This is a genomic window from Mesorhizobium sp. WSM1386 (assembly GCF_055901595.1).
Genome location: NZ_CM148373.1, coordinates 5,919,122 through 5,944,190, shown reverse-complemented (window position 1 = coordinate 5,944,190; position 25,069 = coordinate 5,919,122). Strand labels below are relative to the sequence as shown.

At 60.8% G+C, this 25,069-nt stretch carries 29 protein-coding genes and 1 pseudogene; 16 read left to right on the top strand and 14 right to left on the bottom strand.

Going from position 1 to position 25,069, the window contains the following annotated elements; genetic code table 11:
• From AC0NIH_RS29165 to AC0NIH_RS29150, 4 genes are read right to left on the bottom strand one after another with little or no spacing between them, the layout of a single operon-like run.
• A complete protein-coding gene (locus AC0NIH_RS29165) occupies window positions 1–1,101 on the bottom strand; it encodes a glycosyltransferase family 4 protein (RefSeq protein ID WP_473468519.1) in 1,101 nt (366 codons plus the stop codon).
• Entirely contained in the window at window positions 1,086–2,378 is a 1,293-nt protein-coding gene (locus tag AC0NIH_RS29160) for a TIGR04295 family B12-binding domain-containing radical SAM protein (protein ID WP_473468520.1), read from the bottom strand. Before AC0NIH_RS29160 ends, AC0NIH_RS29165 begins: the two co-directional genes overlap by 16 nt.
• Complete coding sequence (locus AC0NIH_RS29155) at window positions 2,375–3,448, bottom strand: NAD-dependent epimerase/dehydratase family protein (RefSeq protein ID WP_473468522.1); 1,074 nt, start codon at window positions 3,446–3,448, stop codon at window positions 2,375–2,377. The genes AC0NIH_RS29160 and AC0NIH_RS29155 overlap by 4 nt, the downstream gene beginning before the upstream one ends.
• Window positions 3,445–4,551, bottom strand: a complete 1,107-nt coding sequence (locus AC0NIH_RS29150; RefSeq protein ID WP_473468524.1) for an NAD-dependent epimerase/dehydratase family protein — start codon at window positions 4,549–4,551, stop codon at window positions 3,445–3,447. The genes AC0NIH_RS29155 and AC0NIH_RS29150 overlap by 4 nt, the downstream gene beginning before the upstream one ends.
• A gap of 219 nt (window positions 4,552–4,770) precedes the next feature.
• Here AC0NIH_RS29150 and AC0NIH_RS29145 point away from each other — a divergent pair, with 219 nt between their 5' ends.
• On the top strand, window positions 4,771–5,043 hold the full coding sequence (locus AC0NIH_RS29145) for a hypothetical protein (protein WP_023780171.1): 273 nt from the start codon (window positions 4,771–4,773) through the stop codon (window positions 5,041–5,043).
• A 203-nt stretch (window positions 5,044–5,246) separates the two neighbouring features.
• On the opposite strand, the gene AC0NIH_RS29140 is transcribed toward AC0NIH_RS29145, so the two are convergent.
• Window positions 5,247–5,837 carry a response regulator gene (locus AC0NIH_RS29140; RefSeq protein WP_473468525.1) on the bottom strand — a complete coding sequence of 197 codons (591 nt, stop codon included), beginning with the start codon at window positions 5,835–5,837 and terminating at the stop codon, window positions 5,247–5,249.
• A gap of 300 nt (window positions 5,838–6,137) precedes the next feature.
• On the opposite strand from AC0NIH_RS29140, the gene AC0NIH_RS29135 reads away from it, so the two are divergent.
• Together AC0NIH_RS29135 and AC0NIH_RS29130 are read left to right on the top strand one after the other, a co-directional pair.
• Window positions 6,138–9,278 carry a CheR family methyltransferase gene (locus tag AC0NIH_RS29135; RefSeq protein WP_473468527.1) on the top strand — a complete coding sequence of 1,047 codons (3,141 nt, stop codon included), beginning with the start codon at window positions 6,138–6,140 and terminating at the stop codon, window positions 9,276–9,278.
• On the top strand, window positions 9,275–9,652 hold the full coding sequence (locus AC0NIH_RS29130; RefSeq protein ID WP_224685885.1) for a response regulator: 378 nt from the start codon (window positions 9,275–9,277) through the stop codon (window positions 9,650–9,652). Before AC0NIH_RS29135 ends, AC0NIH_RS29130 begins: the two co-directional genes overlap by 4 nt.
• Window positions 9,653–10,084: 432 nt before the next feature.
• On the opposite strand, the gene AC0NIH_RS29125 is transcribed toward AC0NIH_RS29130, so the two are convergent.
• Together AC0NIH_RS29125 and AC0NIH_RS29120 are read right to left on the bottom strand one after the other, a co-directional pair.
• A complete protein-coding gene (locus tag AC0NIH_RS29125) occupies window positions 10,085–11,242 on the bottom strand; it encodes a zinc-dependent alcohol dehydrogenase (RefSeq protein WP_473468528.1) in 1,158 nt (385 codons plus the stop codon).
• 99 nt (window positions 11,243–11,341) lie between these two features.
• Window positions 11,342–12,127, bottom strand: coding sequence for an SDR family NAD(P)-dependent oxidoreductase (locus AC0NIH_RS29120; RefSeq protein WP_473468530.1), 786 nt, complete (start codon window positions 12,125–12,127; stop codon window positions 11,342–11,344).
• 350 nt (window positions 12,128–12,477) lie between these two features.
• Between AC0NIH_RS29120 and AC0NIH_RS29115 the strand changes: the two genes are divergently transcribed.
• Window positions 12,478–12,864: a hypothetical protein gene (locus AC0NIH_RS29115; protein WP_473468532.1), complete on the top strand. Its 387-nt coding sequence runs from the start codon at window positions 12,478–12,480 to the stop codon at window positions 12,862–12,864.
• A complete protein-coding gene (locus tag AC0NIH_RS29110) occupies window positions 12,861–13,079 on the top strand; it encodes a hypothetical protein (protein ID WP_031258393.1) in 219 nt (72 codons plus the stop codon). The genes AC0NIH_RS29115 and AC0NIH_RS29110 overlap by 4 nt, the downstream gene beginning before the upstream one ends.
• A gap of 79 nt (window positions 13,080–13,158) precedes the next feature.
• On the opposite strand, the pseudogene AC0NIH_RS29105 reads toward AC0NIH_RS29110, so the two are convergent.
• Window positions 13,159–15,069, bottom strand: a pseudogene (locus tag AC0NIH_RS29105) (FdhF/YdeP family oxidoreductase); the annotation flags it as partial.
• Between AC0NIH_RS29105 and AC0NIH_RS29100 the strand changes: the two are divergent.
• The 5 genes from AC0NIH_RS29100 to AC0NIH_RS29080 all read left to right on the top strand — a co-directional run bounded on the left by AC0NIH_RS29100 (window position 15,032) and on the right by AC0NIH_RS29080 (window position 18,038).
• Complete coding sequence (locus AC0NIH_RS29100) at window positions 15,032–15,265, top strand: hypothetical protein (RefSeq protein ID WP_473468534.1); 234 nt, start codon at window positions 15,032–15,034, stop codon at window positions 15,263–15,265. The pseudogene AC0NIH_RS29105 and the gene AC0NIH_RS29100 sit on opposite strands and share 38 nt — an antisense overlap.
• 325 nt (window positions 15,266–15,590) lie before the next feature.
• Entirely contained in the window at window positions 15,591–16,127 is a 537-nt protein-coding gene (locus tag AC0NIH_RS29095) for a hypothetical protein (RefSeq protein ID WP_473468535.1), read from the top strand.
• Entirely contained in the window at window positions 16,124–17,344 is a 1,221-nt protein-coding gene (locus tag AC0NIH_RS29090) for an Nramp family divalent metal transporter (RefSeq protein ID WP_473468537.1), read from the top strand. Before AC0NIH_RS29095 ends, AC0NIH_RS29090 begins: the two co-directional genes overlap by 4 nt.
• On the top strand, window positions 17,344–17,703 hold the full coding sequence (locus tag AC0NIH_RS29085) for a hypothetical protein (protein WP_473468539.1): 360 nt from the start codon (window positions 17,344–17,346) through the stop codon (window positions 17,701–17,703). Before AC0NIH_RS29090 ends, AC0NIH_RS29085 begins: the two co-directional genes overlap by 1 nt.
• Before the next feature lie 2 nt (window positions 17,704–17,705).
• Window positions 17,706–18,038: a hypothetical protein gene (locus AC0NIH_RS29080; protein ID WP_473468541.1), complete on the top strand. Its 333-nt coding sequence runs from the start codon at window positions 17,706–17,708 to the stop codon at window positions 18,036–18,038.
• A 29-nt stretch (window positions 18,039–18,067) separates the two neighbouring features.
• On the opposite strand, the gene AC0NIH_RS29075 is transcribed toward AC0NIH_RS29080, so the two are convergent.
• The 3 genes from AC0NIH_RS29075 to AC0NIH_RS29065 all read right to left on the bottom strand — a co-directional run bounded on the left by AC0NIH_RS29075 (window position 18,068) and on the right by AC0NIH_RS29065 (window position 19,332).
• Entirely contained in the window at window positions 18,068–18,394 is a 327-nt protein-coding gene (locus AC0NIH_RS29075; protein WP_473468542.1) for a hypothetical protein, read from the bottom strand.
• A gap of 73 nt (window positions 18,395–18,467) precedes the next feature.
• On the bottom strand, window positions 18,468–18,848 hold the full coding sequence (locus AC0NIH_RS29070) for a DUF982 domain-containing protein (RefSeq protein ID WP_287277014.1): 381 nt from the start codon (window positions 18,846–18,848) through the stop codon (window positions 18,468–18,470).
• Between the two features lie 52 nt (window positions 18,849–18,900).
• A complete protein-coding gene (locus tag AC0NIH_RS29065) occupies window positions 18,901–19,332 on the bottom strand; it encodes a GNAT family N-acetyltransferase (RefSeq protein WP_473468544.1) in 432 nt (143 codons plus the stop codon).
• A gap of 234 nt (window positions 19,333–19,566) precedes the next feature.
• Between AC0NIH_RS29065 and AC0NIH_RS29060 the strand changes: the two genes are divergently transcribed.
• The 5 genes from AC0NIH_RS29060 to AC0NIH_RS29040 all read left to right on the top strand — a co-directional run bounded on the left by AC0NIH_RS29060 (window position 19,567) and on the right by AC0NIH_RS29040 (window position 23,061).
• Entirely contained in the window at window positions 19,567–20,307 is a 741-nt protein-coding gene (locus tag AC0NIH_RS29060) for a DUF4142 domain-containing protein (RefSeq protein ID WP_473468545.1), read from the top strand.
• 22 nt (window positions 20,308–20,329) lie between these two features.
• Window positions 20,330–20,932, top strand: coding sequence for a general stress protein (locus tag AC0NIH_RS29055; protein WP_287277019.1), 603 nt, complete (start codon window positions 20,330–20,332; stop codon window positions 20,930–20,932).
• A 129-nt stretch (window positions 20,933–21,061) separates the two neighbouring features.
• Window positions 21,062–21,259, top strand: coding sequence for a hypothetical protein (locus AC0NIH_RS29050; RefSeq protein WP_287277021.1), 198 nt, complete (start codon window positions 21,062–21,064; stop codon window positions 21,257–21,259).
• Between the two features lie 253 nt (window positions 21,260–21,512).
• Window positions 21,513–22,322, top strand: a complete 810-nt coding sequence (locus AC0NIH_RS29045; RefSeq protein ID WP_473468548.1) for a nucleotidyltransferase family protein — start codon at window positions 21,513–21,515, stop codon at window positions 22,320–22,322.
• A 52-nt stretch (window positions 22,323–22,374) separates the two neighbouring features.
• Window positions 22,375–23,061 (top strand): metallophosphoesterase family protein, encoded by a 687-nt coding sequence (locus tag AC0NIH_RS29040; RefSeq protein ID WP_474025089.1) that lies wholly within the window; start codon window positions 22,375–22,377, stop codon window positions 23,059–23,061.
• Window positions 23,062–23,101: 40 nt separating this feature from the next.
• Here the strand turns inward: AC0NIH_RS29040 and AC0NIH_RS29035 are convergent, their stop codons facing one another.
• The 3 genes from AC0NIH_RS29035 to AC0NIH_RS29025 all read right to left on the bottom strand — a co-directional run bounded on the left by AC0NIH_RS29035 (window position 23,102) and on the right by AC0NIH_RS29025 (window position 24,503).
• Entirely contained in the window at window positions 23,102–23,287 is a 186-nt protein-coding gene (locus AC0NIH_RS29035) for a hypothetical protein (protein ID WP_023780149.1), read from the bottom strand.
• Between the two features lie 130 nt (window positions 23,288–23,417).
• Window positions 23,418–23,936: a YciE/YciF ferroxidase family protein gene (locus AC0NIH_RS29030; protein ID WP_023780148.1), complete on the bottom strand. Its 519-nt coding sequence runs from the start codon at window positions 23,934–23,936 to the stop codon at window positions 23,418–23,420.
• 324 nt (window positions 23,937–24,260) lie between these two features.
• On the bottom strand, window positions 24,261–24,503 hold the full coding sequence (locus AC0NIH_RS29025; protein ID WP_473468552.1) for a DUF1236 domain-containing protein: 243 nt from the start codon (window positions 24,501–24,503) through the stop codon (window positions 24,261–24,263).
• 99 nt (window positions 24,504–24,602) lie between these two features.
• Between AC0NIH_RS29025 and AC0NIH_RS29020 the strand changes: the two genes are divergently transcribed.
• A complete protein-coding gene (locus AC0NIH_RS29020) occupies window positions 24,603–25,034 on the top strand; it encodes a hypothetical protein (RefSeq protein ID WP_473468553.1) in 432 nt (143 codons plus the stop codon).
• The last annotated feature ends 35 nt before the right edge of the window (window positions 25,035–25,069 follow it).

Below are 25,069 nucleotides of genomic sequence, written 5' to 3'. Positions count from 1 at the left end.
TCAGCGCTCCGCCATCGCCAGGGCCGCTTTGTCATAGACGCCGCGCATGGCCGCCGCCTGCTTGGCCAGACTAAACCTGCGGCTGCGTCGGATGGCCGCCTGGCCGAGCTCTCGCCTGAGCGCAGCATCGCTCGAGAGGCGATTGAGGCAGGCAGCGAGATCGTGCGGATCGCGCGCGTCAAAGAACATCGCGGCCTCGCCCCACAATTCGCGATAGGTTGCGATATCGGAAAGCACCAGGGGCGTAGCCGACATGGCCGCTTCCAGCGCGGCCAGGCCGAATGGCTCGTAGATTGATGGCGATACGAAAATGCCCGCGCGCGCCATCAACGAGCGCACCTCGTCGGAGGGCACTGCTCCGAGAGGAACAGCATGGCTGAAGCTGACATGGTCGCCGTTCGGGCCGTGCATCGAACCGGCGGCGAAGACCGGCCATCGCGTCAGCGAAGCCGCCTGGTCGACCATCGCCGCATTCTTGCCCTCATCCCACCAGCGGGCGGCGGCAAAGACGAGCGGTTGGCGCTTTTCGGTCTTCGGCACCGGACGGGCGCCGTTTCCGACCACAGTCAGCCGCGCGATCCGGCCATAGCATGTCTCAAGCATGTCGGCATGGCTGCGGCTCGGCGCGATGACTGCGTCGGCCCGATCCATGCCGCGCCTGTTGCGCTCCTTTTGCCAGGCCCATGCGCCATCCAACGCCTGTCCTTTGACAGCGTGGAACCATGTCGTCACGCAGGAATGCGAGACCACCACGACCGGGCACGGCGCATCGAATCCCGCTGCCTGCGTCGGCGCGTTGAAATGGACAAGGTCGATCGCGTGGTCGCGCATCGGCGCATGCAGCTCCCGCGGCAGCGCGTCGAGATCACCGCCATTGCGGGTCATCCAATCTGGCGGCGTGTTCAGCCAGATCAGCGTGGTGAAAGCCTCTGCCTCGTCGGCCTGCTGCCTGGACGGCGGTGGACCGAGGCCGGCAAGCACCACGCTGTCGCCGCCGCTGACAAGTTCGCTGGCCAGGTCAAGCGCATAGCGCCACACGCCGCCCACGGCATCGACCGTCATCAGGATGCGCCGCGAGCGCGGCGTCAGTGTCCGCAACATGTCGCCTCCAGTTCCGCCAGCGGACGCGGGCGCCTTTCCTGGATGTCGCTGAACTTCTGGAATGATGCGAGATAGTGATCATGGGCGCGCTCCCAGGCGAGGTCGTCAGGTTCGCCCCAAAGCTCGCGATAGCTGGGCGAACTCGGATATGGATAAAGCGGCACGGGTTCATTGGCCCACACGCCATTGTCGATCAGGTGGGTTCGCCAGTGGTCGACCAGGGCAGGATCATCCTCGACCACGCCTATCAGATTGGCCTGGACGAAGGGAACGTGGCGTCTGGCATTGACCAGCAGCGCGGCGAGTTCCTCGGTGCCCAGCCGGCAGCGCTTCGCCAGCATGGCCCGGCCTTCCACCGTCAGGCTTTCAAGGCCGGCTTCGATGGAGACGCAGCCGGCCGCGCCCAGCAATTCCAGCAGTTCGGGCTTCCACAGGTCGATGCGGGTCTGTACGCCGAATTTCACGTCGCGATCGATCAACGCTTCCAGCAGGGCTTTTTGCGGCAGGAAGATTTCGTCGATGAAGTAAATGTAGCCGACACCCTGGGCAATCAGCCGATCGATTTCCGCGACCACCGCCTCGTGGTTTCGGCGGCGATAGGCATCGCGGAAATCCATCTTGGCGCAGAAGCTGCAATTGTAGGGGCAGCCGCGTGACGCTTCGACCTCCGCGCCGAACCCAATCTGATTGTCGTCGAACCGGTGATGATGGTGCGAATGGGCCGCGATCCAGTCCGATGGCCATTCGAGCGGCGGATGATCGACAAACGAGCTGGCGTGGACGCCGCCGTTCGAAACCACCTCGGAATCCCGCAGATAAGCGGTCGATGGTATCGTGCTCCAATCGTCGTACCGGGCAAGCTGCTCGACGACTTCTTCGCATTCGCCGCGCACGACGATGTCGACGCCGAGCTTGCGCAAGGTTGGCGCCGGCGTCGCCGAGCCATGCGGCCCGACCGCGACCGTGCGTCCGCCGCGCCCGTCGAGGCGATTGAGGAAATCGGCCGGCACGCGCAACTCCGGCGGAGCGCAGCGCCAGAACAGATAAGTGGGCGCGGTGCTGACGACCGTCATTGCCGGCGCGAAATCAGCCACGCGGTCGCAGAGGCTGGAATTGTCGAGCTTCTGCAGCTGCCCATCCAGCATCAGCACCTCATGCCCGGCTTTTTCGAGCAGGGATTTCGAATAGCCGAGTTCCAGCGGCAGATGGGGTTGGCGGCAGCCGAAATAGATGCTGTCGTCATAGGTCCAGAACGGGTTTACCAGGGCGATCTTCATGCGACGTACCTCACGGCTTCGGGGCGAGGCTCGAGCCGATGGCGTTGCAGCCAATCCGCGAGATCGCGAATGCCTTCGCGCCATGAAACATGGGCTTTCCAGCCAAGCGTGGCTTTGATTTTACGGGTGTCGGCGACGAAGAAGGGCTGGTCGCCGGTGCGTTCGCCATCATGGCGGATCGAAAGCTCATGGCCGGTCAGGTTACGGATTTCGCTCAACAACATGCGCAGGCTGAGCGCATTTTCCGGGCCGCCGCCAAGATTGAATGCCTGGCCCTTGGTCGTGTCGATACGGTCGAGAACGGCCCTGTAGGCGGCGACCGCATCGGCGACATGCAGGATGTCGCGCACTTGTCTGCCGTCGCCGTAAATGGTGATTGGACGTCCCATGAGCGCACTCAGCAGGAAGTGCGCGACCCAGCCCTGGTCCTCGGTTCCGAACTGGCGCGGTCCATAGATACAGCTCATCCGCAGCACCGCCGTCGGCAAGCCGTAGGATTTGGCGTAGTCGAGCACATACTGGTCGGCAGCGCCTTTGGAGCAGCCATAGGGCGTGCAGAAATCCAGGCCGCGCGTCTCGTCGATGCCATTCGCTTGAATGATGCCGTCGCAAGGCAGGTAACGATCTCCATCCTTGCGAACCGCGACGTCGGGAAGGCTGCCATACACCTTGTTGGTGCTGGCGAAGACCACCGGGACAGCCCCACCGCTTAGCCGTGCCGCCTCCAGCACATTGAACGTTCCCCGAAGGTTGATGTCGAAATCCTCGCCCGGCTGGACCAGGCTTGTGGTGACGGCGGTCTGCGCGGCCAGATGGAAGATTGCCTTTGAATGCGTCAAGACACGCGCCAGGGCGTTGGCGTCCCGCACGTCGATGGTCTCCACCGTGAGGCGACTGCCGTGTTTCTGCGCCAGCCATTCAAGGTTCTGCTCGACGCCCGGACGGCTGAGATTGTCGATCACCAGCACTGGCTCGCCGTCCGACAACAGGCTGTCGGCCAGGTTCGATCCTATGAAGCCGCTGCCGCCGACGATGGCGACCGGCGCGTCGCGTCGATTCCGTGTGTTCATGATACCAGCCCGCGTTCTTCAAGTTCGCGTTTCATGTCGGCGCCGCGGTCGACGGCGGACGTGTTGCGCACCCAGGAGACGAAATCGCCGAGCGAATTCTCCAGTTGCCGCACTGGCTCGAAACCGAGCAGCTCGCGGGCCTTGGAAATATCGGCGAAGCAGTTGCGAATATCGCCAGAGCGGGCTTTGCCGAGCAGCTCTGGCGAACGCTTCGGCGTTCCCATGGCTTCGGCCAGCATTCGCGCTACGTCGCTGATTGCATAGGCTCGGCCGCTGCCGATGTTGATGACGTGACCTTTTGCCTGGCGTTGCTGCAGAGCAAGGCGAAAGGCGCGGGCGACGTCCTGCACATGGACGAAATCGCGCTTTTGTTCGCCATCCTCGAAGATCATTGGCCGTTGGCCGTTGGCGAGACGCGAAGCGAAGTTGGCCAGCACGCCGGTATAGGGATTCGACAACGCCTGACCGGCACCGAAGACGTTGAACAGGCGCAGCGCGACCGCATCGATGCCATAGGCTTCGCCGAAGATCAGCACGGCGCGTTCCTGGGCGTATTTTGTCAGCGCATAGATAGAGGCGAGATCGACCGGCTTTTCTTCGTCGGTGGGCAGCGGCGAGAGGGGTTCTCCCTTTGGCGACAGCGGGTTCCATTGCCCGCTCCTGATGTCGCTCGCCTTGCGACGGGCATTGTCGACACGACGGCCATCCGGTGTGGCGTAGAGGCCCTCGCCATAGACGCTCATCGATGAGGCGACGACAATGCGCTCGACCGGGTCTTTGATCAGCGCCTCCAGCAGCGTCGCGGTGCCGAGATCGTTGGTGCCGACATAGCGCGCGATCTCGTACATTGACTGTCCGACGCCGACTTCCGCCGCCAAATGAATGACCGCATCGACGCCTTCCAACGCCTTGGCGACTGCCTCCCGGTCGCGGACGTCGCCCTTGATTAGCTCGGCCCCGGCGGGAAGCGCGACCGCCTCTCCTGCATGCACCTGCTCCAGCAGCGCATCGAGGATGCGAACCGAATAATCCTGCTCGATCAGTTCCTGGGCGACATGCCTGCCGATGAAGCCACAGCCTCCCGTAACCAATATGCGTTTCACGATGACTCCTCAGACAAGTAACCTTGGCGCCCCGAACTTTTCGGCAAAAGGTTTGTTCCCTGCGCTTCAACAAAGTTCCTTTGGCCCGGCTGCGTTCGAAACGCGGCCCATCGGGATCAGGGCGCGGTGCCGGAACATTGCTGCCCTTGTGCTGTTAGGGCGCCCGACAGGACTGCGCTGTCCGAGGTTGGCAACGCCGACGATCAAAGGAGATTTTCAATGTCCCAGTCGCAAACGACCACCAATCACGACGAAATCCGCAAATGGGCCGAGGAGCGGGATGGGCGGCCGGCCGTGGTGCGCACCAAAGGCGAGGGCGGCATTCTGCGGATCGACTTCGGCGACCCCGAGGAAGCATTCGAGCCCATCGAATGGGACGAGTTCTTTCGGATATTCGACGAGAACGATCTGGCTTTTCTCTATCAAGCCAAGACCGGCGACGGACAAGCCAGCCGTTTCAACAAGTTCGTCGAGCGCAATCAGAAGCGCTGATGCCGCACGTCCAGTGGGCTCATTTGCCTGAACTGAATCTCAGGTAAATTTTCTCAGATGCGGTGGAACAATTGAGGGCCCAGTTGCTTCGGCCGCTGAACCAGGGCCAACGAGCTTTTAGCGGTAGGAATTACACCGGCCAGGTTTACGGCCCGGTGGGCGGTCGCGGCGGGCCTTGGCTGAACTTCCGTAGGAGGGGCAAACTAATGCATGAGTTTTGCGCCGCGGGTTTTAGCCACCTCTCGCATGATCCCGTTGAGCCAGTTTTCGGTGGACTGTCCAAGCTGTCTGCGATCGACATCCCGGATCGCCTGCTCGAGCGTCTTTTCGACGAGCCGGTCGGACGCATCGACATCTCCCAGCAAGAGACGCGCCGCAAGTCGCAGTTTGGGCAAAAGCGCGAACACGTCGTCGGAGGTGTCCAGCATGGGGCCGGGCCGCCCGGATGCCTGCGGAAAGAGGGCATTGAAAACGGCCTGATTTCCTGAGGACTTCCGCAAATTGCTGGCGTAGCGCAGATGATCGGGAATGGCGATGTGGTTGTCACCACTGAAGAATACGAAAGGCACTCCGCGGCGCATCAGTTCGTCCGCTATCGGAAACACCCTGCTGCCGTTGAGGTTGACATCGAGGATCGCGGCTTCAGCCGCCTCGGTGTGTTTGGAAGCCTGTTCCACGGTCGCTGCAGGCCCAAGAACGATAGCGCCCATATTGCTGAAGAACCGTGCAAGATCTCCGGCAATCGTCCATTCGTCTTCGACAATCAGGATACGCAGCCCGCGCAGATCGCGCACGTCGTCATCCTTTCCTCAAACGGAGTTTAGGCTGCTCCGAATTTTCTTCCAGAGTTCGGTCGTCCAAGGCGGCCTGCAATCGTTTCGCAAGCACCAGAATGCGATCCGGGACGGGCCCTGCGTCGGAGCAGCCTGGTGGTTCTGAAGCCCTAGACACCGTTGGGGCGAGGAGCCTTATATCAGAAGAGCGTTTTGTCATTGAGCCCGCCATGGATACGGCGCTCAACGTCGTTGGGGGCGACTTGTTCCATCCTATTTGCGCGCTATATGGTTATGTCCTGTCTGATCCGACCTTTGAGGATGTCGGACCAGGCGAAAGGGGGACGTGCCGTGACAGCCCAGCCGAAAAGGTTTCCCATCGTCGGCGTCGGCGCGTCCGCGGGTGGCATCCCCGCGATGGAGGGTTTGTTCAAAGGCGTGACCAGCCAGCCTGGCATGGCTTTCGTCATCATCACGCATCTCAGCCCCAAGCGGGAAAGCCTGTTGCACGAGGTCATCAGCCGCTACACCGAAATGTCAGTGATGGTGGCCGAGGACGGGATGGCCGTTGAACTCGACCACGTCTATGTGATGCCGCAAAACGTGACATTGGCCATTGAAAAGGGTGTGCTGCGCCTGCGCCGGCCCAATGGACTTACGCAGCAGCGAAAGCCGATCGATATATTTTTCAGCGCACTGGCTGAAGACCAAGCCGAATATGCCGTTGGCGTTATACTGTCCGGCGGCGACTCCGATGGAACATTGGGCGCCAAAGCGATCAAGGAGCGGGGTGGGTTTACCGTCGCGCAAGCGGCGGACGGCTACGGACCGCGCAATCCCGATATGCCGCAGAGCGCCATTGCCAGCGGGCTCGTCGACGTCGCCGTGCCCGCCGAGGAGATCGGTGCGAAGCTGGAAGCTTTCGCCCGCGGCTTCGACACGCTGGACGGGCTGGCGGACGAAGATGGCGACCATACGGCCGACATCGATAAGGTGCGAGAACAGATATACGGGATCTTGCGCAGCCACTCCGGCCACGATTTCTCGGGCTACAAGACCAAGACATTCCTGCGCCGTGTGAAGCGGCGCATGCAGATCGCCCAGGTCCATTCCATCGGCGCCTATATCGACTGGCTGAAGAAGGATGCTCGCGAGGTAATGAACCTGTTTCGCGACCTCTTGATCAATGTCACCAACTTCTTTCGCGATCCCGATGCGTTCGAATTGCTCGAGCGAAAGATCATACCGCAACTTTTCGAAGGCAAGACTGCCAGCGATACCGTCAGGGTCTGGGTTCCCGGCTGCGCCACCGGCGAGGAGGTGTTCTCCATTGGCATTCTGCTGCGTGAACACATGGGGACGCTGACGGCCGTTCCGCGCGTCCAGATATTCGCCACCGACATAGACGAGCCGGCGCTGGCGGTGGCGCGGGCGGCACGCTATCCGGAAGCCTTGCTGCAAGGTCTTTCTCCGGAACGCAAACAACGGTTTTTCAACGGCGATGGCGAAAGCTACATCATCAGCAATGAGATCCGTGAACTGTGCATCTTCTCGCCGCACAGCGTCATTCGCGATCCACCCTTCTCACGGATGGACCTGGTTTCCTGCCGCAATCTGCTGATTTACTTCGGTCCGACCATCCAAAACCGTGTCATCCCTGTCTTCCACTACGCGCTGAAGCCCGGCGGCTATCTTTTCCTCGGCACCTCCGAAAGCGTCGGGCAGCATGACAGCCTGTTCGCAACGGTCGACAAGAAACACCGGATCTTCCAGGCGCGGGAGCATGCCTCGCCGCACATCAGACTGCCGGGCCTGATCGGGGAAAGCCGTTCCAATGTCTTTCCACCCGAAAGCGCTGGCACGAAGAAGGGGCTTGTCGGCTATCCCTTACGCCAGGCGGTAGAAGCGCAGGTGCTGGAACGGTTCGCGCCACCGCACGTCCTGGTCAACGCCGAGGGCGATGTCGTCTACTATTCAGGCAGGACCGGAAGATATCTCGAGGCGCCGCAGGGAATCCCCAGCCGGCAGTTGCTGACGATGGCACGGCGTGGACTGCGGCTGGACCTGCGCGCTGCTTTGCGCGAAGCGACGACAACGCGCCGCACAGTGGTGCGGGAAAACCTCGCCGTGGAGGAAGATGACGAACGGGTTCAGCCGATCAGGCTGACGATCGAGCCGCTCGCCGAACGCGGCAATGGCGAACCCCTTTACCTTGTTCTCTTCGAGCCGTCCGGCCCGACGCTGGCCCGCTCTGACGAAGAAGGCGGCAGCCATGACAGCGATAATACCGCCGATCTTGAGCGGGAACTGCGCGATACCAGGGAACGCCTGCAATCGACTATCGAGGAATACGAGACCGCGCTCGAAGAAGTGAAGTCCTCGAACGAGGAACTCGTCTCCGTCAATGAGGAGGCGCAATCGACCAATGAGGAACTTGAAGCCTCGAAGGAGGAGATGCAGTCGCTCAACGAAGAGCTCAACACGATCAACGCCGAATTGACGGCCAAGATTGAAGAGCTCGATCATGCCAATGGCGACCTGCGCAATCTGTTCGAAAGCACGGACATCGCTACCATTTTCCTCGATCGGAACCTTGTGGTCCGCACCTTCACGCCGGCGGCGTCATCCTTTTTCAGCCTGCGCCCCTCCGATGTCGGCCGGCCGCTGACGGATCTGTCGAGCCAGCTCGACTATCCCGAGTTGAAGCAGCATATCGACAAGGTGTTCGAGACGGGCGAGGTCCTGAACCACCATCTTGCGCGCGATGCCAGGGGCCTTTTTCACATGGTCCGCATCAATCCTTACCGGGACAAGGGCAACCGAATCCAGGGCGTGGTGGTGACGCTGGTCGACGTCACCACGCTGGCACAGGCGGAAGAGCATCAGCAGGTGCTCATCTCGGAACTCAACCATCGGGTCAAGAACATGCTGGCGGTAATTGCCAGCATTGCCAGCCGCACGCGGGAAAGTTCCTCTACGAAGGATGACTTCGCCGATGCGTTGATCGGCCGCCTGCATGCCATGTCGCGGGCCTATGGGCTGCTGACCCGGGAGAGGTGGAAGGAAGCCTCTGTTAGGGAACTTCTCCAGCAGGAACTCGAACCTTTCGGCATCGAGCGCATCGAACTTCACGGCGAGGATGTGAAACTTGGCCCGCAACAGGGGCTTTCCCTCAGTATGGCCGTCCATGAACTGGCCACCAACGCCGCCAAATACGGCGCTTTGTCAAAAGCCGACGGCAAGGTCGACGTGCAGTGGTCGATCGAGCACGACAGTTTCACGTTTGGCTGGCGAGAGAAGGACGGGCCTGCCGTCAAAGCGCCCTCGAACAACGGCTTTGGTCTGACCCTGCTGCAGGGAGAGATCGGTTACAGGCTCGGCGGCCACGTCGAGACTGCTTTTGAAAGGGACGGTCTCAGCGTCCACCTGGCTTTTCCGGCCAACGGCAAGGAGCCATCGTGAGCAAGGGCGCACGCGTTCTGGTCGTCGAGGACGAATGGCTGATCGCGGAAGAAACTGCGTCTCGCTTGCGGATGGCGAACTATCAGGTGGTTGGCCCGGTTTCGTCGGTTGCCGCGGCGCTTGGGCTTGTCGACGCGAACCAGGTCGACTTAGCGTTGCTGGACATTCAATTGAACGGCGAAACGAGCCTGCCGGTCGCGGAAAAGCTGCTGGCTCGCGGCACCCCCTTCGCGTTCATGACCGGATTTGGGCCGCGTGACGTTCCCGGGCCCTTCCGAAACTGCAAATTTGTCCCCAAACCGGCGAGCGAAGCTGACCTTCTCACCGCCGTGGCTGACCTGGCATCGGTTCGCGCAGCCGGGAAACCGTCATGATTTCAGGCGGCCGACTGGCTGCGATCAATCCAGCGGCTTATCGGTAGGCCGAGGCGTGGTGCTCGCCTGGCGTGGCCGTCCCGTGTTTCGATTGGCCACAGGATTGTCCAGTGGAGCACTCGATGGTCGGGATGCACCGGCGGTCTTTGGCGTCAGCGGTTTTGCGCCGGCGTCGGTAGCGTTGGCATCCCGCCGCGGGTGCGGCAGGCCACCGACGTTCGGAGTTCGGACACCGGGCTTGGATGTGGAATTCTCGTTGCTCATGACAGCCTCTTTCCTTGCAGTGGGCAGAGTACGGCGCTCGCGTCGCCGTGGATTTATTCTGCAGGTCAACCACCGCCACTGCCGAAAGTTCCGAACCGCCTGGTAGCGGTGATTCTCACCTGTGGCGCGGACTTGCGCAAAGCAGATCCGGTGAAAGATGCCGACACCTCAGCCGTGTGGTCGCATCACCACTTTGATGCAGCCGTCCTGCTTGTCGCGGAACGTCTTGTAGAGATCTGGCCCATCTTCGAGGCCTGCCCTGTGCGTGATCACGAAGGACGGGTCGATCTCCCCGTTCTGGACCTTGGCCAAAAGTGGTTCCAGATAACGTTGCGTATGGGTCTGGCCCATCCTGACGGTCAGGCCCTTGTTCATCGCCGCACCGAAAGGGATATGGTCGACAAGACCGATGTAGACGCCGGGAACCGAAACGGTGCCGCCCTTGCGGCAGCAATAGATTGCCTCGCGCAACACATGCGGCCTGTCGGTGCCGAGGTAGACGGCAGCCTTGACCTTGTCGAGCATGGCGTCGGCACTCGCGCCGGGATCGGACTCGGTGCCGACGCAGTCGATGCAGCGATCCGGGCCGCGGCCATCGGTCATCGCCATAAGGGCATCATAAATGTCGGAATTGCTGAAATCGAGTGTCTCGGCCTTGCCATGCTCGCGCGCCATGGCCAGTCGTTCCGGAACCTTGTCGATGGCGATGACGCGTCCGGCGCCGAGCATCCACGCACTCTGGATGGCGAACTGGCCGACCGGGCCGCAGCCCCAGATGGCGACGGTATCGCCGGGCTCGATGCCCGCGTTCTCGGCCATGTCGGATAGGAACAGCACTTGCTCGTCGTCAATCCCGTCCGGCACCTTGATCGGGCCGACGTCAGCGAAGGGCACGCGCAGATATTCGGCCTGTCCGCCCCAATAGCCGCCGACCAGGTGCGAATAGCCAAACAGGCCGGCCGGCGACTGTCCCATCACTTCCGCCGCCTGTTTGGCGTTGGGATTGGACCTGTCGCAAAGCGAGAACAGCCCGCGCGTGCAGAACCAGCACTCGCCGCAAGAGATGTTGAACGGCACCACGATCCGGTCGCCCTTCTTGAACTTGGAATGGCCGCGACCGACGTCCACCACCTCGCCCATGGTTTCGTGGCCGAGCACGTCGCCGGATTCCATGGTCGGCATGTAGCCGTTCATCAAATGCAAATCCGAGCCGCATATGGCGCAGCAGGTGACCTTGATGATGACGTCACGATCATCCTCGATGGCGGGATCGGCGACCTGGTCGCATCGTATATCGCCTTTGCCGTGCCATGTGAGCGCCTTCATCATATGCTCCTGAGTTGGAAGAAGATCGACGGGCGGACGTCCCGTGCGAAGGTCGAATGCATTTCGGGAACGCAGTCGCCCCTCGGTGAAATCGAATGATCAATCCTTGGCGGCCGAACCCGGCTCGGCCATCTTGCGATGCTGTTCGGCCAGCGTGCCCGCCGGCGTGACATGCGCGGCGGCAACCTGCAGCTTGTTCTTCCAGCCGCTGACGACTTGTTCCTCGCCCGCCATCATGGCTTCGTAGCCAGTCCTGGCCACGTCGGCCGGGTTGTCTTTCTCGTCGGCGCCGACCTTGGTGTCCATCATTTCGGCTCGTTCGAAGAACCGCGTCTGCGTGGCGCCGGGCATCAGCACCGTGACCGTGACGCCGGTGCCCTGCAGTTCATGGCGCAGTGCGATCGCGAAGGAGTCTATGAACGCCTTGGTGCCGTTGTAGACAGCCTGGAAAGTACCGGGCATGAAACCGGCGATCGATCCCGTAAACAGGATGCGTCCGCGCCCGCGCCGGGCCATCCTGGCGCCAAGTTCATGCGCCAGATAGATGGTTCCTGTGATGTTGGTGTCGATGATGCGGCGGACCTTTTTCCAGTCCTGATCGACGAACCCCTCGCCAAGCCCGCGTCCGGCATTGAGGAACAGACGGTCGATGTCGCGATCGCCGATCCGGGAGATCAACTGGTCGGCACCCTCGACGGTCGCCAGATCGGCCTCGATGGCTTCGACCGTAACATTGTGCGAAGCGAGTGCCTCGGCGGCCTGCTGGATCGCGGGTTCATCGGCGGCTATGATGAGATTGTAGCCGTCCTTTGCGCATAGTTTGGCTAGTTCCTTGCCGATGCCGCTGGAGGCCCCGGTCACCACAGCCAATTTTGCGATTGCCATTGTATCCTCCGATTTTCGTCCTCGCCGAACCACCGGCGGCCGTGAATGTTCCGTGACATCCTTATGCCTCGGACGGCTTACCGCGCCTGATCGTCACTCAGTTTGGGGGGCGTGCTCGGCGATTTCGTCGACCCGTCGATACGCCAAGGATGGTGAGGGTCTCGCGCGCTTGTCGAAGTCGGTCCGCAATTAATTCTTTCAAGCTGGAACAAGCGAAGCCGATCCAAGTTCGACATCATGCGGCGTTGTTGTCCTCCCATCTCTGACGCTGCGCGATCGGGCCCGCCGCTGGCCTGATCAGCCCGCGCTGTTCCCTTTAGGGAGGCGCGGGCTTTGATGCTTCTGAGGGAATGCGTTTCTCAATCAAAGGCGGGAACATCCTGCAAAGGCGGGAACATCCTGCCGGTCCGGAAGTTCGGCGCGGAGGAGAAAAAGCAGAGATGCAATACGCGGAAGAAATCGCGCTCAGGCGCGTTAAGATGCTGGTCGAACAATACGTTCTCGCCAGAAGCAAGCGATATGATTTCGTCTCGACCGAGCTGGCCTGCAAGGCCATTCGCCAAGTGGTCCAGAGCCCGATCGAGGACATCGCCTTAGACCATTTGCTGGCCGAATTTGCTGTTAAACAGGGGCTTTCGGTGCGGTTCGACCGAATAGGTCATTTGCCAGCTGCTTCGCCCGAACTCCCAGCTGCTTCGTCCGAACTCCCCGAACTCAATGAAGGAGAATTGGCATGAGAGCAGCGTTGCTAGCATCCTTGGCGTTGCTCTTCCTGGCGGGGTGCAACAACAACACCGATCCGGTCAAATCCAAGACCGACAATGTCAATAGCCAGCCGGTTGACAAAAATCCGACGACGGACACCAATCCCACACCACAGACCACCACCGGCGGAGACCAGCAGGGCACGCAGCCAGCCCAGCCGGCGTCGCCCAAACCGAGCGGGGGCTAAACTGGCGACTGCTGCTTGTCCAACTGCCATGACGCCGACGAGATTTTAACCGCACGTCTTGCTTGAGGGACTTTTGGTCTCAACCAAGAATTCGTACGGGAACGGACTTGACGGCTGGCACGTGGGCTTTCTTGGCGCGATGCCACAGAGGCACCAAAGGATTGAGCTCCGGATAATAGCCGGCACAGTTGCCCTGAGGCACGGAATAGGGTGTCACGCGCAAGCCGCGCACGCGTCGTTCGACACCGTCATCGGCATGCGTCTCGAGATCGACTTGTTGCCCGGCGGTCAATCCGAACCGCTGGATGTCGGCCTCGTTCATCAGCAGCACCATGCGTGTGCCGTGAATGCCGCGCAGCCTGTCATTGTAGCCGTAGACGGTCGTGTTGAACTGGTCATTGGAACGCACGGTGATCAGCGTCAGCACATTGCGGCCCGAGACATCGATATCGGGGTTTGTTTCCAGCGTCGTCGGCAGCTTGAAATTGGCCTTCTTGTTCGGTGTTTCCCAGGTTCTTTTCGAAGCCTTGATATCGCGGTGAAAGCCTCCGGGTGTCAGGAAGCGTTGATTGAACTGGCGAAAATGCTGCGGAAAACAGCGCTCGATCTCGTCGCGAATGAGAGAATAGTCGGCAATCCACTTGTCCCAGGGGATCGAGCTCATGCCTGGCACGGTAGCCTTGGCAAGCTCGGCGACGATCTTCGGCTCCGAAAGCAGATTTGCCGAAGCTGGCGGGCGCGATCCAAACGAACCATGGATGCAGGCGGTCGAATCCTCCATGGAAACGGTCTGGTCGCCGCTGGCCTGCCGATCTCTTTCCAGCCGGGACAGGCAGGGCAACAGATATGTCACTGCCCCGGGGAAGAGATGACTGCGGTTGAGCTTGGTGGCGATCTCGACATGCAGGCGAAGTCCCCGCCAGGCTTTTTCGACCAGGCCGGTTTCCGGCACGGCGCGGACGAAATTGCCACCCAGTCCGACAAAGCCTTTCACCGAGCCGGCGATGACGCCTTCGCAGGTCTCGACCGTATCCAGCCCCTTCTCGCGCGGGGGTTCGAAGGCGTAAAATTCCGAGAATTTGTCGAGTGGGACGAGTTCGGGCTTCTCGGATATGCCGACGGTGCGCTGGCCTTGGACGTTGGAATGACCCCGCAGTGGTGAAATGCCGGCGCCGGGTTTCCCCATGTTGCCGCGCATCAGCAAGAGGTTGCACAACATCTGCACATTCTCGGTGCCATGCCTGTGCTGCGTCAGACCCATGCCGTAGTTGCCGATCACCGCGTTGGACCGACTGTAGACCTCTCCGACACGCTCCAGGTCCGGCCGCGCGATGCCCGATCGGGTGACGATGTCATCCCACTTGGCCGCGCGCAGATAGGCCTCGAATTCGGCAAAGCCGTGCGTATGCTCGGCGAGGAACTCGACATCGAGGACACGTGAATTTCCCTGTTCGCGGGCCGCGTCATCAAGAGCGAGCACGGCCTTGGCGATGCCGGTCATGGCGGCGATATCGCCGCCGCTGCGGACCTGGAAGAAGTCGCTGGACATCTTGGTGCCGGGCCCTGGCGATAGCATGTCAACGGGATCCTGCGGATTCTTGAAGCGCTTGAGCCCTCGCTCCGGCAAGGGGTTGAAAGTGAACACCGGTACATTGCGTTCACGAGCCTCCTGCAGCGGGTGCAACAGGCGCGGCGCCGTCACGCCGGTGTTGTGGCCGAAGAAGAACATCATGTCGCATTGGGCAAAGTCTTCGAGTTGCACGGTCCCGACCGGCGAACCGATCGATTCAGGAAGGCCGACCGAAGTCGATTCGTGACACATGTTGGAAGAATCGGGCAGATTGGACGAACCGTAGATGCGCGCGAAAAGCTGATATAGGAACGAAGCCTCCAGCGAGGCCCGGCCGGATGTATAAAAGACGACTGACTTCGGATCGAGGCGCCGAAGTTCCATGCCGATCTCGGTAAAGGCTTCGTCCCACGAAATCGGCAAACTGACGGACAATCTGTATGAACATGGCAGCCAGTTCACCGATGCGGTGGCGGATTTGCCGCGGGAGGCGGTGGAAACCGTCGACCGGTTGATGCCTTTCATCCAGCCTGAAGCGCGCGAGACAGTCAAAAGCCAGATTCTCGGCCTGATCCACGAATACAAGATCGAAGCTTCCGACCGCGGGGCCGAGTAGGATCGCCGGCCCGAATTACCCGTTCTGGTCTATCGCATGAGGCGCAGGCTGGCTCCCCACACCGTTGCTCGTCTCACGGCTGCCAAACCACAACCAGGCCGCGATGACCACGACTGCCACGATCGCTATCCAGGCTATGAGACGAGGCATTGCGATTCCTCCGGCAGTCCGTTCGCACCGATGCGGCGAGCAGGGGGTGAAGCCGGCTCGCCTCCTCCTAATCCAGCAAGCGATCCTTTGTTCCGCTTGCATTGCTTTCTGTCTTAGCCGGCTGGTACCTGTCGCGGTCCCATGTGCTTTGCATCCATGCCGTCGGATCGGGGCCTTGCGTCGACGGGCACGCGCTCTAGATCAACTTACCTCGAACATTTCTTCGTTCGGCTCAGGGGAGGCTGTTCTTGTGGCGTACCAAACGCCTGCTTTAACCTTCGGTGGCCGTCATTTCAGGCTGGTTTGTTCGTGCCTTGTGCTGTTCTTGGGCGCCTCGGCGGGATGCTCGTCTTCCGATCAGGTCGAACAGCAATCACGAACGGCGGCGTCATCTGCGCAGACCGTGTCGATGACGCTTGAAGCCTGGATGGCAGGGGCGGCGCCGTCCGCATACACGGCCGGCACACTGCGATCGATCAGCAGGACGCTGGCCGATGCCGAGGCGCAGATCCGATCAGCCGGCACGGCTGAACCCGCCGAGCAAGCTGCCTTGACGGCAGCGGTCAAGGATTTGTCCGTCGCGGTGGCCCGCGCCCAGGCGGGATTGCAGGCCGGCAACCGGACAGAGGTCCAAAATGCGCAGCAGGATCTTCGGCTGGCTTCGCGCTCGCTGAGCACGGCCTATGCCAGATATTTCGCGCCGAAGTCATGAAGAAGCTCGTGGAAATATCGCTCGGCGTCGTTACCAGCGTTGGCGGCTTCCTCGAAGTTGGATCGATGGCGACGGCGGCGCAGGCAGGCGCGACTTTCGGTTTCCAGCTGATCTGGGCGGTGGTTCTCGGCACCATCTGCATCATCTTTCTGGTGGAAATGGCCGGCCGTTTCGCGGCCGTGAGCCAGCACACGATCTCCGACGGCATCCGCGAAAGGTTTGGCTTCAATGTCTTTCTGTGGCCGCTGCTTGCCGCCTTGCTGGTCAATTTCATGGTGCTTTCCGCCGAGATCGGCGGCGCTGCCATTGCACTCGAACTTGCCACCGGCATCGGCTTCCAGTGGTGGGCGCTGCCGGTGGCTTTCCTGGCATGGCTGCTGCTCTGGAAAGGCACGTTCGGCTTCATCGAGAAAGGCGTATCGATCCTCGGCCTAGTGACGCTGTGTTTCGTCGTCGGCGCCGTGATGCTGAAACCCGATTGGACAGCGGTCGCTGCTGGCGCCGTGCCTTCGCTGCCGGCCCACGATGCCGCCAACTACTGGTTCATGGCGGTCAGCATTCTCGGCGCCTCGATATCGCCCTACCTGTTCATGTTCTATTCCTCCGGGGCTATCGAGGATCAATGGGACAAGAGCTATCTCGGGGCCAATCGGGCCATAGCGGGACTGGGGATGAGCTTCGGCGGCACCATTTCGATCGGCGTGCTGATCGTGGCCGCTCTCGTGCTGGCGACGCACGGCATCGACCAGGTGGACGACTATCACCAGTTGCCATTGATGCTGATCCCGATATTCGGCTTCTGGGGCTTCGTTCTGTTCGTGGCCTCTCTAGCCATTGCCTGCTTCGGTGCTGCCCTCGAAGTCGGACTGCAGCAGGCTTACCTGGTCGCCCAAGGTTTCGGCTGGAATTGGGGCGAGGATCGCAAGCCGCGCGACGATCCGGGCTTCAGCGCCGTCTACACGGTGTCATTGTTGCTTGCCGCCATCCCCATCACGCTTGGCCTCGATCCCCTGAGGCTCACCATCTTCTCGATGGCGCTGACGGCGGCCAGCCTGCCGCTGACGGTGGTTCCATTCCTGTTTCTGCTGAACGACGAACGCTATGTCGGCGAGCATCGAAACGGCATTATCTCGAATGCCGCGGTCATCTTCATCATCGCGCTTGGCTTCGTGCTGGCCGTGGTGACCATACCGCTGCAGATATTCGGAGGCACATGATGAAGGTGCTGCGTGATCTCCTGGACAAGCAGGTGGTCGACCGCGAGCAGGTCAAGATCGGCAAGGTCGACGGCCTGGTGGCGGAGCTGCGGCCGGGCAAACCGCCTAGGATTGTTGCGATCGAACTCGGCTCCATCACCTTGGCGCGTCGCCTTGGAGCACGGCCTGGGCGATGGATGGCGCAACTCGCGGCAAAGCTGGGTGGCAAGCGGCATGGTGAGCCGCATCGGATCGACTGGCACAAGGTCAGGGATATTGGCGTCGATATCGAATTCGACATCGATGTGCGCGAGACATCGATTTTCGCCTGGCAGGACTGGTTGCGCGATCACGTCATCGGACGCATTCCGGGAGCCTGATAATGACCGCCGTCAATCTCGAGCATCTGGCGGGACGAAGCGTACGCTCGCAGCGGGGCAAGAACATCGGCTACATCGAGGAGATTCGCGCCGAGCGGGATGGCGACGATTTCGTCGTCACCGAATTCCATGTCGGCGTCTACGCTGCGTTCGAGCGTCTTTCGGCGTCGGCCATAGGCGTGGCGATGCTGGATCTTTTTCGGCTGCGTCGCCGCGACGGCCTATACCGCATTCCCTGGGACAAGCTCGACATCTCCGACCCGACGCGGCCGCGGCTGCTGTGTCCGATGACCGAACTCTCGGGCATGAAGAGCGCACCCGATCTCGAGGACTAGACAGTCGCACTGCATCGTCGTGAACACTTTCAGCGCAACATGCTTGCCGCCAGAAAAACCGCGGCTGCTATCAAGACGACAGCCGCGATCACCAAGAGCGGCCAGTTACTGTGAGGCCGCAGCTCTGGTTCGCTCTCGACCGGCCGCATCGCATTCGCGAAGCTGGCATCGTTTTCGAATTTTGGGCGCGAGCGTGGCGGACTTGTCTTGGAAGTCGGGTTTTGGGTGTCAGCCGCCTCGGCATCGGTCTCCAGCGGGGCAATGGCGGGATCGAAGCCCGGCGTTTTGTCCCGCATCGCTCCCGCCTGAATCTCGCCTCTGCCGGAAGCGGGGGTAGGATTTGACACCTTGGCCATAGTCTCTCTTTCAGGTCGGACTCTGCCAGACTTGCAGGTGCCGGCGAAGCCTGGGCGTGCTGGCCGCCAACGGCTAAATCTGGTCGCCGAGCAGAATCCGGGCGTCCTTGGCCGCAACGATAAAGGCCTGTCGTGCGACCCTGGGAGGCTTTTCGCCTCGCATCACGGCAAGGCATGCCCTGATCGCGGCAAGACGCCTTTCGGATTTTGGCTTTGGCCAGTCCCGCAACAGCACTTCGGCCGCATCGGTTACCGAGACCACAACCCTGTCCCGGTCTATGCGGCCAGGCTGAATGACAATCGGCTTTCTGAAATGTCCCGTACGCACATGCCTCTCCAGGGAATGCACTCTATTCGCTGCAATCTGCCCATCGCTGCCAGCCCCCATCGCTGCAATACTGCCCGTGGCGACGCGCCGCTTTAACTCCGCAATCGTCGATTTGTTCCAGAGCACCTGGAGTTTGCAGTTAGCCGATGGCCATCCCATGCGCGCCCTGTCCCAATACTTACAGCAGGTCCTTGCGAAGGAAGATGCGTGCATGCCCTGGAATTGCGAACTCCACTTTGCCGAATTCCTCAAACCCGTGCCGCATGTAGAAGAGCGGTGCCTGGAAACTGCTCGTCTCCACGACGGCTTTTTTGCAGCCCCGTCTGATGGCTTCCTCCTCGATCGCGCCGAGAAGCTGCGATCCGAAGGATCGGCCACGCAATTGCTCGGGCAGGAAGAACATGTCGAGAAACAGGAGCCCGAGTTCCGTTCTGCCCCAAAGCCCGCCCCAGACCTTTCCTGAGGCGTCACGCAGCTCCGCTCCAATGACAGCCCGGTCATCGATCCCGGTCCGTGCAATGTTGTGTTGATAAAGCGCTTCGGCGGCCCGTGTCCGCGCATCCCCACTGTAGGCTAGAGCGATTGTAAATCCCTCGGATCGAGATGGCATGCGTTCTCCTCCTGTCTCGGGATGATGCATGTCGCCCAAAAGTGAGGAGACACGCATGGAGGCCCAATGCGCTTCGCTTGAATCCGTTTCGACGCGACGTGCTTCAGGCAGAGATTGAGGGCCGAGATCGTGGTGTTGGCGGGTGCGCCGGCATGTCGTCTCGGCATCGGAACAAAGGCCATTTTGGCTTGTTAGGAGGCATCGCAAATTCGCGCACCGACAGGGACAAAGCCAATGAAAACACGACACCTTCTCGCATCGCTCACAGTCGCTTCCATTGTTTTCGCAATGCCCGCCTTCGCTGCCGACAGCGCCAAGGACTTCGTCGACAAGGCTGCGGTCGGCGGCAAATTCGAAGTCGACTCGAGCCAGCTTGCGCTGAACAAGGTCCAGGACCAGAGCATCAAGGATTTCGCACAGATGATGATCCGCGATCACGGCGCGGCCAACACCAAGCTGCAGGCGGTCGCCGGCGAACAGAAATTAAAAGTGCCGGCGGCGCTCGATGCCCAGCACCAAGCCGATCTGGACAAGCTCAAGAATGGGCAGGCACCGATCGATCCAGCCTATGTCGACATGCAGCGCAAAGCGCATGACGAGGCCGTCAAGCTGTTCGAGGATTATGCCAGCAAGGGTGACAACCCGGCTCTGAAAACGTTCGCCCAGCAAACGGTCGATACGTTGAAGATGCACCGGCAGATGATCGAAAAGATCGCTGCCCGGCAAGATTCCATCACCGGAGCGACAACTCCGGCGGTGAAGACCGACAACACGCCCAACGCCGCCGCCCTCGTCCCCGGCGCAAACAGCTTCACCGAAGCCCAGGCCAAGAGCCGCATCGAGGGTGCGGGCTACACCAACGTATCGAAGCTTGCCAAGGACGACCAAGGGATCTGGCGTGGGCAGGCAACGAAGGCAGGTGAAAGCCTCGCCGTCGGCCTGGACTATCAGGGCAACGTCGTCGCCAGCAAGTGAGCACGGGATCAGGAGAAATCAGATGAAAACGGTAACTGGATTGTTCGACAACTATGACGATGCGGCCGACGCGGTCCGCGAACTGGAAGCCACGGGCGTCCCGCATGCGAACATCAGCATCGTCGCTAACAATTCGGACGACTGGTACGATGCCGACCGTTCGGAAGCTGCCGAGGATGCTGGGGCAGGCGCTGGAATTGGAGCCGTGATCGGCGGTGCCGGCGGATTGCTGACAGGGCTGGGGGTCATGGCCATTCCGGGCATAGGACCTGTGGTCGCGGCGGGGTGGCTCGCCGCCACCGCGACCGGTGTCGTTGCCGGGGCGGTGGCCGGCGGCGCGGTCGGAGGCATTGTCGGCGGTTTGACGGGGGCCGGGGTGCCTGAAAAGGACGCACACGTATACGCAGAGGGTGTACGCCGCGGCGGCACGTTGGTTACGGCCAGAGTGGACGATGAACTCGTTGCTAACGCCGAGGAGATTCTGGGACAATCCAGATCGGTCGACCTTGCCGAACGTCGCAGGGCTTACGAGGCTGGCGGGTGGACCGGCTTCGATGCCAATGCCGGCGAATATATCCCTGACGAGACCGATCGCGACAGCGCTCGGGCGATCAATCGGCCCTGATCGGGGAGGCGTGGCTGCATTTACCGAGGACGAGGCTTCACGAAGTGTTACTGCTGGGAACATTCAGCCTTCAATTTCCTTAGATTCCCGAGGCACTTGTCGCCTCGTTGAACAGTAAGGAGAAGAACAATGCCTAACCAAGGTGGTAGTCACGAGCAGCATGTGAAGGCGGGCCAGCAGAGCCACAAGAACATGGAAAACAAAGGTCGCCAGCAGCAGCAGGCAGCTGGCGGCAATCAGCGGCAGCAGGGCGATGGGTCCGGCACCCGCGGCGGCACGCATGAACAACATGTCAAAGCCGGCCAACAGAGCCATAAGAACCGCTAGCGGTAGGCACCTGCCGCAAGCCCACCCCGAGCGGGTGGGCTTTATCCTATTTCTGTGACGGTCTCGGCAAACCGTTGCAGCCGAATCGCAAGGCGCGACGCCGCGTTACGCTGAAGCGACAATCAAGCGCCAGCCGAATTCCCGATATTGAACGAGCTGAAATTCCGCCGCTCCCGGTACTGCGGAACCAGGTGGTGTTCATGTTGTTACTCAACGAGCGACTGCCGCTTGTCCGGATTCGGAGTCATCGTTCATGACCAATGATCCATTGCCTGAAAACGTTCTGGTTTCGCTTCCCAGGATCGAACCAAAGGCGGCGCCGACACTCAAGAACGCGGAGGCGGAGGTGTTCTACACGGAAGCTATCCACGAGCTTACCGCCACGGACATTCCGTTTCTGGTCGCGGGAACCTACGCGGTCAGCGCCTATACGGGCGTCATGCGGCAGACCAAGGACCTCGATATCTTCTGTAAGGCCGGCGACTATGCCCGGATCCTCGCCCATTTCAAGCAGCTTGGATATGCCGTCGAGATCGAAGATGACCGGTGGCTTGGCAAGGTGTTCAAGGGGACGCATTTCTTCGACGTCATATTCGGCTCGGCCAACGGCATGATGCCTGTTGGCGACCAGTGGCTGGAACACGCCCGCCAAGCCGAGCTGCTGGGCAGCCGGGTGAGGATAATCGGCCCGACCGAGCTCATCTGGTCCAAATGCTTCATCCAGGACAGAGGGCGGCATGATGGCGCCGACATAGCCCATACGATCCTCAAGGCGCATGACCAGGTCGATTGGCACCGGCTGCTTTCCTATCTGGAGGTTCACTGGGAGGTGCTGCTGATGCAGCTTCTCAATTTCAGATGGATCTATCCGACCGAGCGCGACCATATTCCTGCCTGGCTGCTCGACGAGTTGCTCGACCGCCTCGCCAAGCAACGGCAGTTGCCACCTCCAAGGATGAAGATCTGCCGTGGGCGCTTGCTTTCGCAAACCGATTACGAGATCGACGTCAAGGAGTGGGGTTTTGCCGGCGTCGGCGGCGCGGGAGAATTTCGCGATGGTTGACGACATCAAGGATTCCGCGGCGGACGGCGTACGCACGCTCAGAATTGCCGCGATGGGCGACCTGCATGTCAGCGAAGATGCCCAGGCGTCGTATCGCGACCTTTTCAGCGAGATATCCCGCGAAGCCGATGTTCTGGTTCTCACGGGAGACCTCACCAATCTCGGCAAGCCGCGTGAAGCGGAGCTGCTGGCGGAGGATTTGCGCAACTGCTCCATCCCGGTGGTGGGAGTGCTCGGCAATCACGACTATGAGTCCGGCGCAGTGGAAGATGTCACGAATATATTGCGCCAAGCGGAGGTTCGCCTTCTCGACGGGCAGGCGATCGAAATCGAGCAGGTCGGCTTTGTCGGCGTGAAGGGCTTTGTCGGCGGTTTCGGGGCGCGCATGCTCGGCTCCTTCGGCGAGCCGGCGATCAAGGCGATGGTCGCGGAAAGCGTGAACGAGGCGATGCAACTTGAAAATGCGATGCGCCAGGTGCGCGCGAAGCGCACGTTGGTGATCCTCCACTACGCGCCCATAGCTGACACCGTCGCGGGAGAGCCGCTGGAGATATTCCCATTCCTGGGCTCTTCACGGCTGGCCGAAACGATCGATCGGTTCAAGGTCAACGCCGTCGTGCATGGGCATGCACATCGCGGTTCTTACGAAGGTCGGACGCCCGGCGGAGCGAAGGTCTACAACGTCGCCATGCATGTCGACAAGCCGAGTGGCCGACCCTATGCCTTGCTCGAAATCTGATGCCAACGGCATGCATCTCCGACTGACATCTTGCCTGGATTCAGTCGGTCGCGTTGATCGACTTCGCCAACTCTTCTAGCTTCCTGGGGTCGTTGCCGTGACGACGCACCAGTTCGCGGGCCTGCCTGGATGGCAAATCGGTCGTCGCCGCCAGCTGTCGTACCTGCCGATCGTCGATGGCGACCTGCGGCAATGTGTGGTCGATATCGGCTGCCTTGTCTTTCATGATGGTTCTCCTCGATCTGCTGAGGCTCGTTTCTTTCTCGCGTTGGGGAGTCCTGACCCTTGACGGTGAGGCTTCGTGGCGGTGGGGCGCGAAAGTCGCCCCGGCGCTTTGGCACCGGAGCGATTTTCGGTCACGCAGCTTGCTCCAAGGCGCGTTCATTGACGCCGCCTTCACCCAGTCCGGAAAGCGCTTCGTCCGTCGCAACCTCTTCTTTCAACGTATCCTTGAGGAGCTTGACTATGTCACTTTTGCCAAGCTGTTCAGCCCACGCCACCAACGTGCCATAGCGCGCGATCTCATAGTGCTCGACGGCCTGTGCCGCGCCGACCAGTCCTGCATCCAGCGCTGGATCGCCCTTGTACTCGTCAAGGATTTCCGATCCTTCCTCGAGAATGCCATCGATCGCCGGGCAGGTCTTGCCGCGAGCCGGTTTGTCCATAAGCTCGAACACCTGCTCGAGGCGATCGACTTGGCCTTCGGTTTCGACGCGATGCTTTTCAAAGGCCGCGGCCACCTCCTCGGACTCAGCGCCCTTTGCCATCTTGGGCAAGGCTTTGAGTATTTTCTTTTCGGCGTAGTAGATGTCCTTCAGCCCATCGAGGAACAAGGCCTCCAGCCCTTTTGTCGTCGCTCTTTTTGCAGTCGCCATGGTTCTGTCTCCCTAGGTTGTCGTGAAAGCTCACCGGTGGTGTAGCCGTGGACTAACTATCCACGGAAGTGGTTGTTCCCTGCGCGCGACGCGGAAGGGCAGCACGTCAAAATCCGCCCGTCGAAATGGAGCTGATGTCAACGACCAATGGCGATCACGGGTGTGAGGTCGGCCGGCGAGGAGGCCGCAGAACAAAGGAATCGTTGCGCCACCCTGACTGTGTTCGAACTCCTGCGAAAAACAAATCATGGTCGCGAGGCAGAGCTTCGCGACCGTGATTTTGCATCCGAAATCACTTCCACCAGTCGGTGGAACCGCCAGGGTTCATTGAATGACTTTCACGATCTTACGCGTGTCGGGATCGACGAGGACCGTCTGGTTGTCGACCACCACGTAGCGGTATCGAACGTTGGGGACTTCGTGAAGTTCGACGGTGTCCGGCAACGTCGAACCCACATTGAGTTCGACGCCCGGTACTTTGACCGATGCAAGCGGCTGCTTCTTCACATATTTCTTGATAACGGTTTCCTGCTCCGGCTGGATCACCACCGTGCCCGAACTGCGCAAATGGCCATCGGTTCCAATGGGTGCGGTAAATATTAGCTGCACGTGGAACAAAGGCTTGAAAGGTCAGTTCGCTTGTTGAAGGAACAATAGGAGCAGACCATGAAACATCAGACAATCGACCAACTGCATGCCGTCGCCACGATCGAACTCTCGGCGCCGCATTCCGAAATGACACGACAGCAGCGCATCGCGCGTTGGGCTGAACTTCTCGAACAGACCCCCGAGCGATGCCTCGGCGCGTTGACAGGCACCGAACATTTGCATCCGGAAACACGGGCCATGGCGCGCTGTGAAGGATCCGCGATTACAGTTGCCTTTGAAGATCCGATCCTGCGGGAATCGGGTCTGAAGGACGACACATATGGCGAGGCAAAGCGCTTCTTCGAATTGAGCGACTGGCAACTCCACGACATCGTCTGCGATTGCCACGTCGGCGCTACCATGAAAGCGCGCTGGGCCGGCGCCCGGGTGCGCGGGAAGGTCGGTGGGGCTGGCTTTTTTGCCTGGTTGTGGCAACGGATAATGCACTGATCGCGAGGGATGGCAGCAAGCCGCCTCAGCGACCC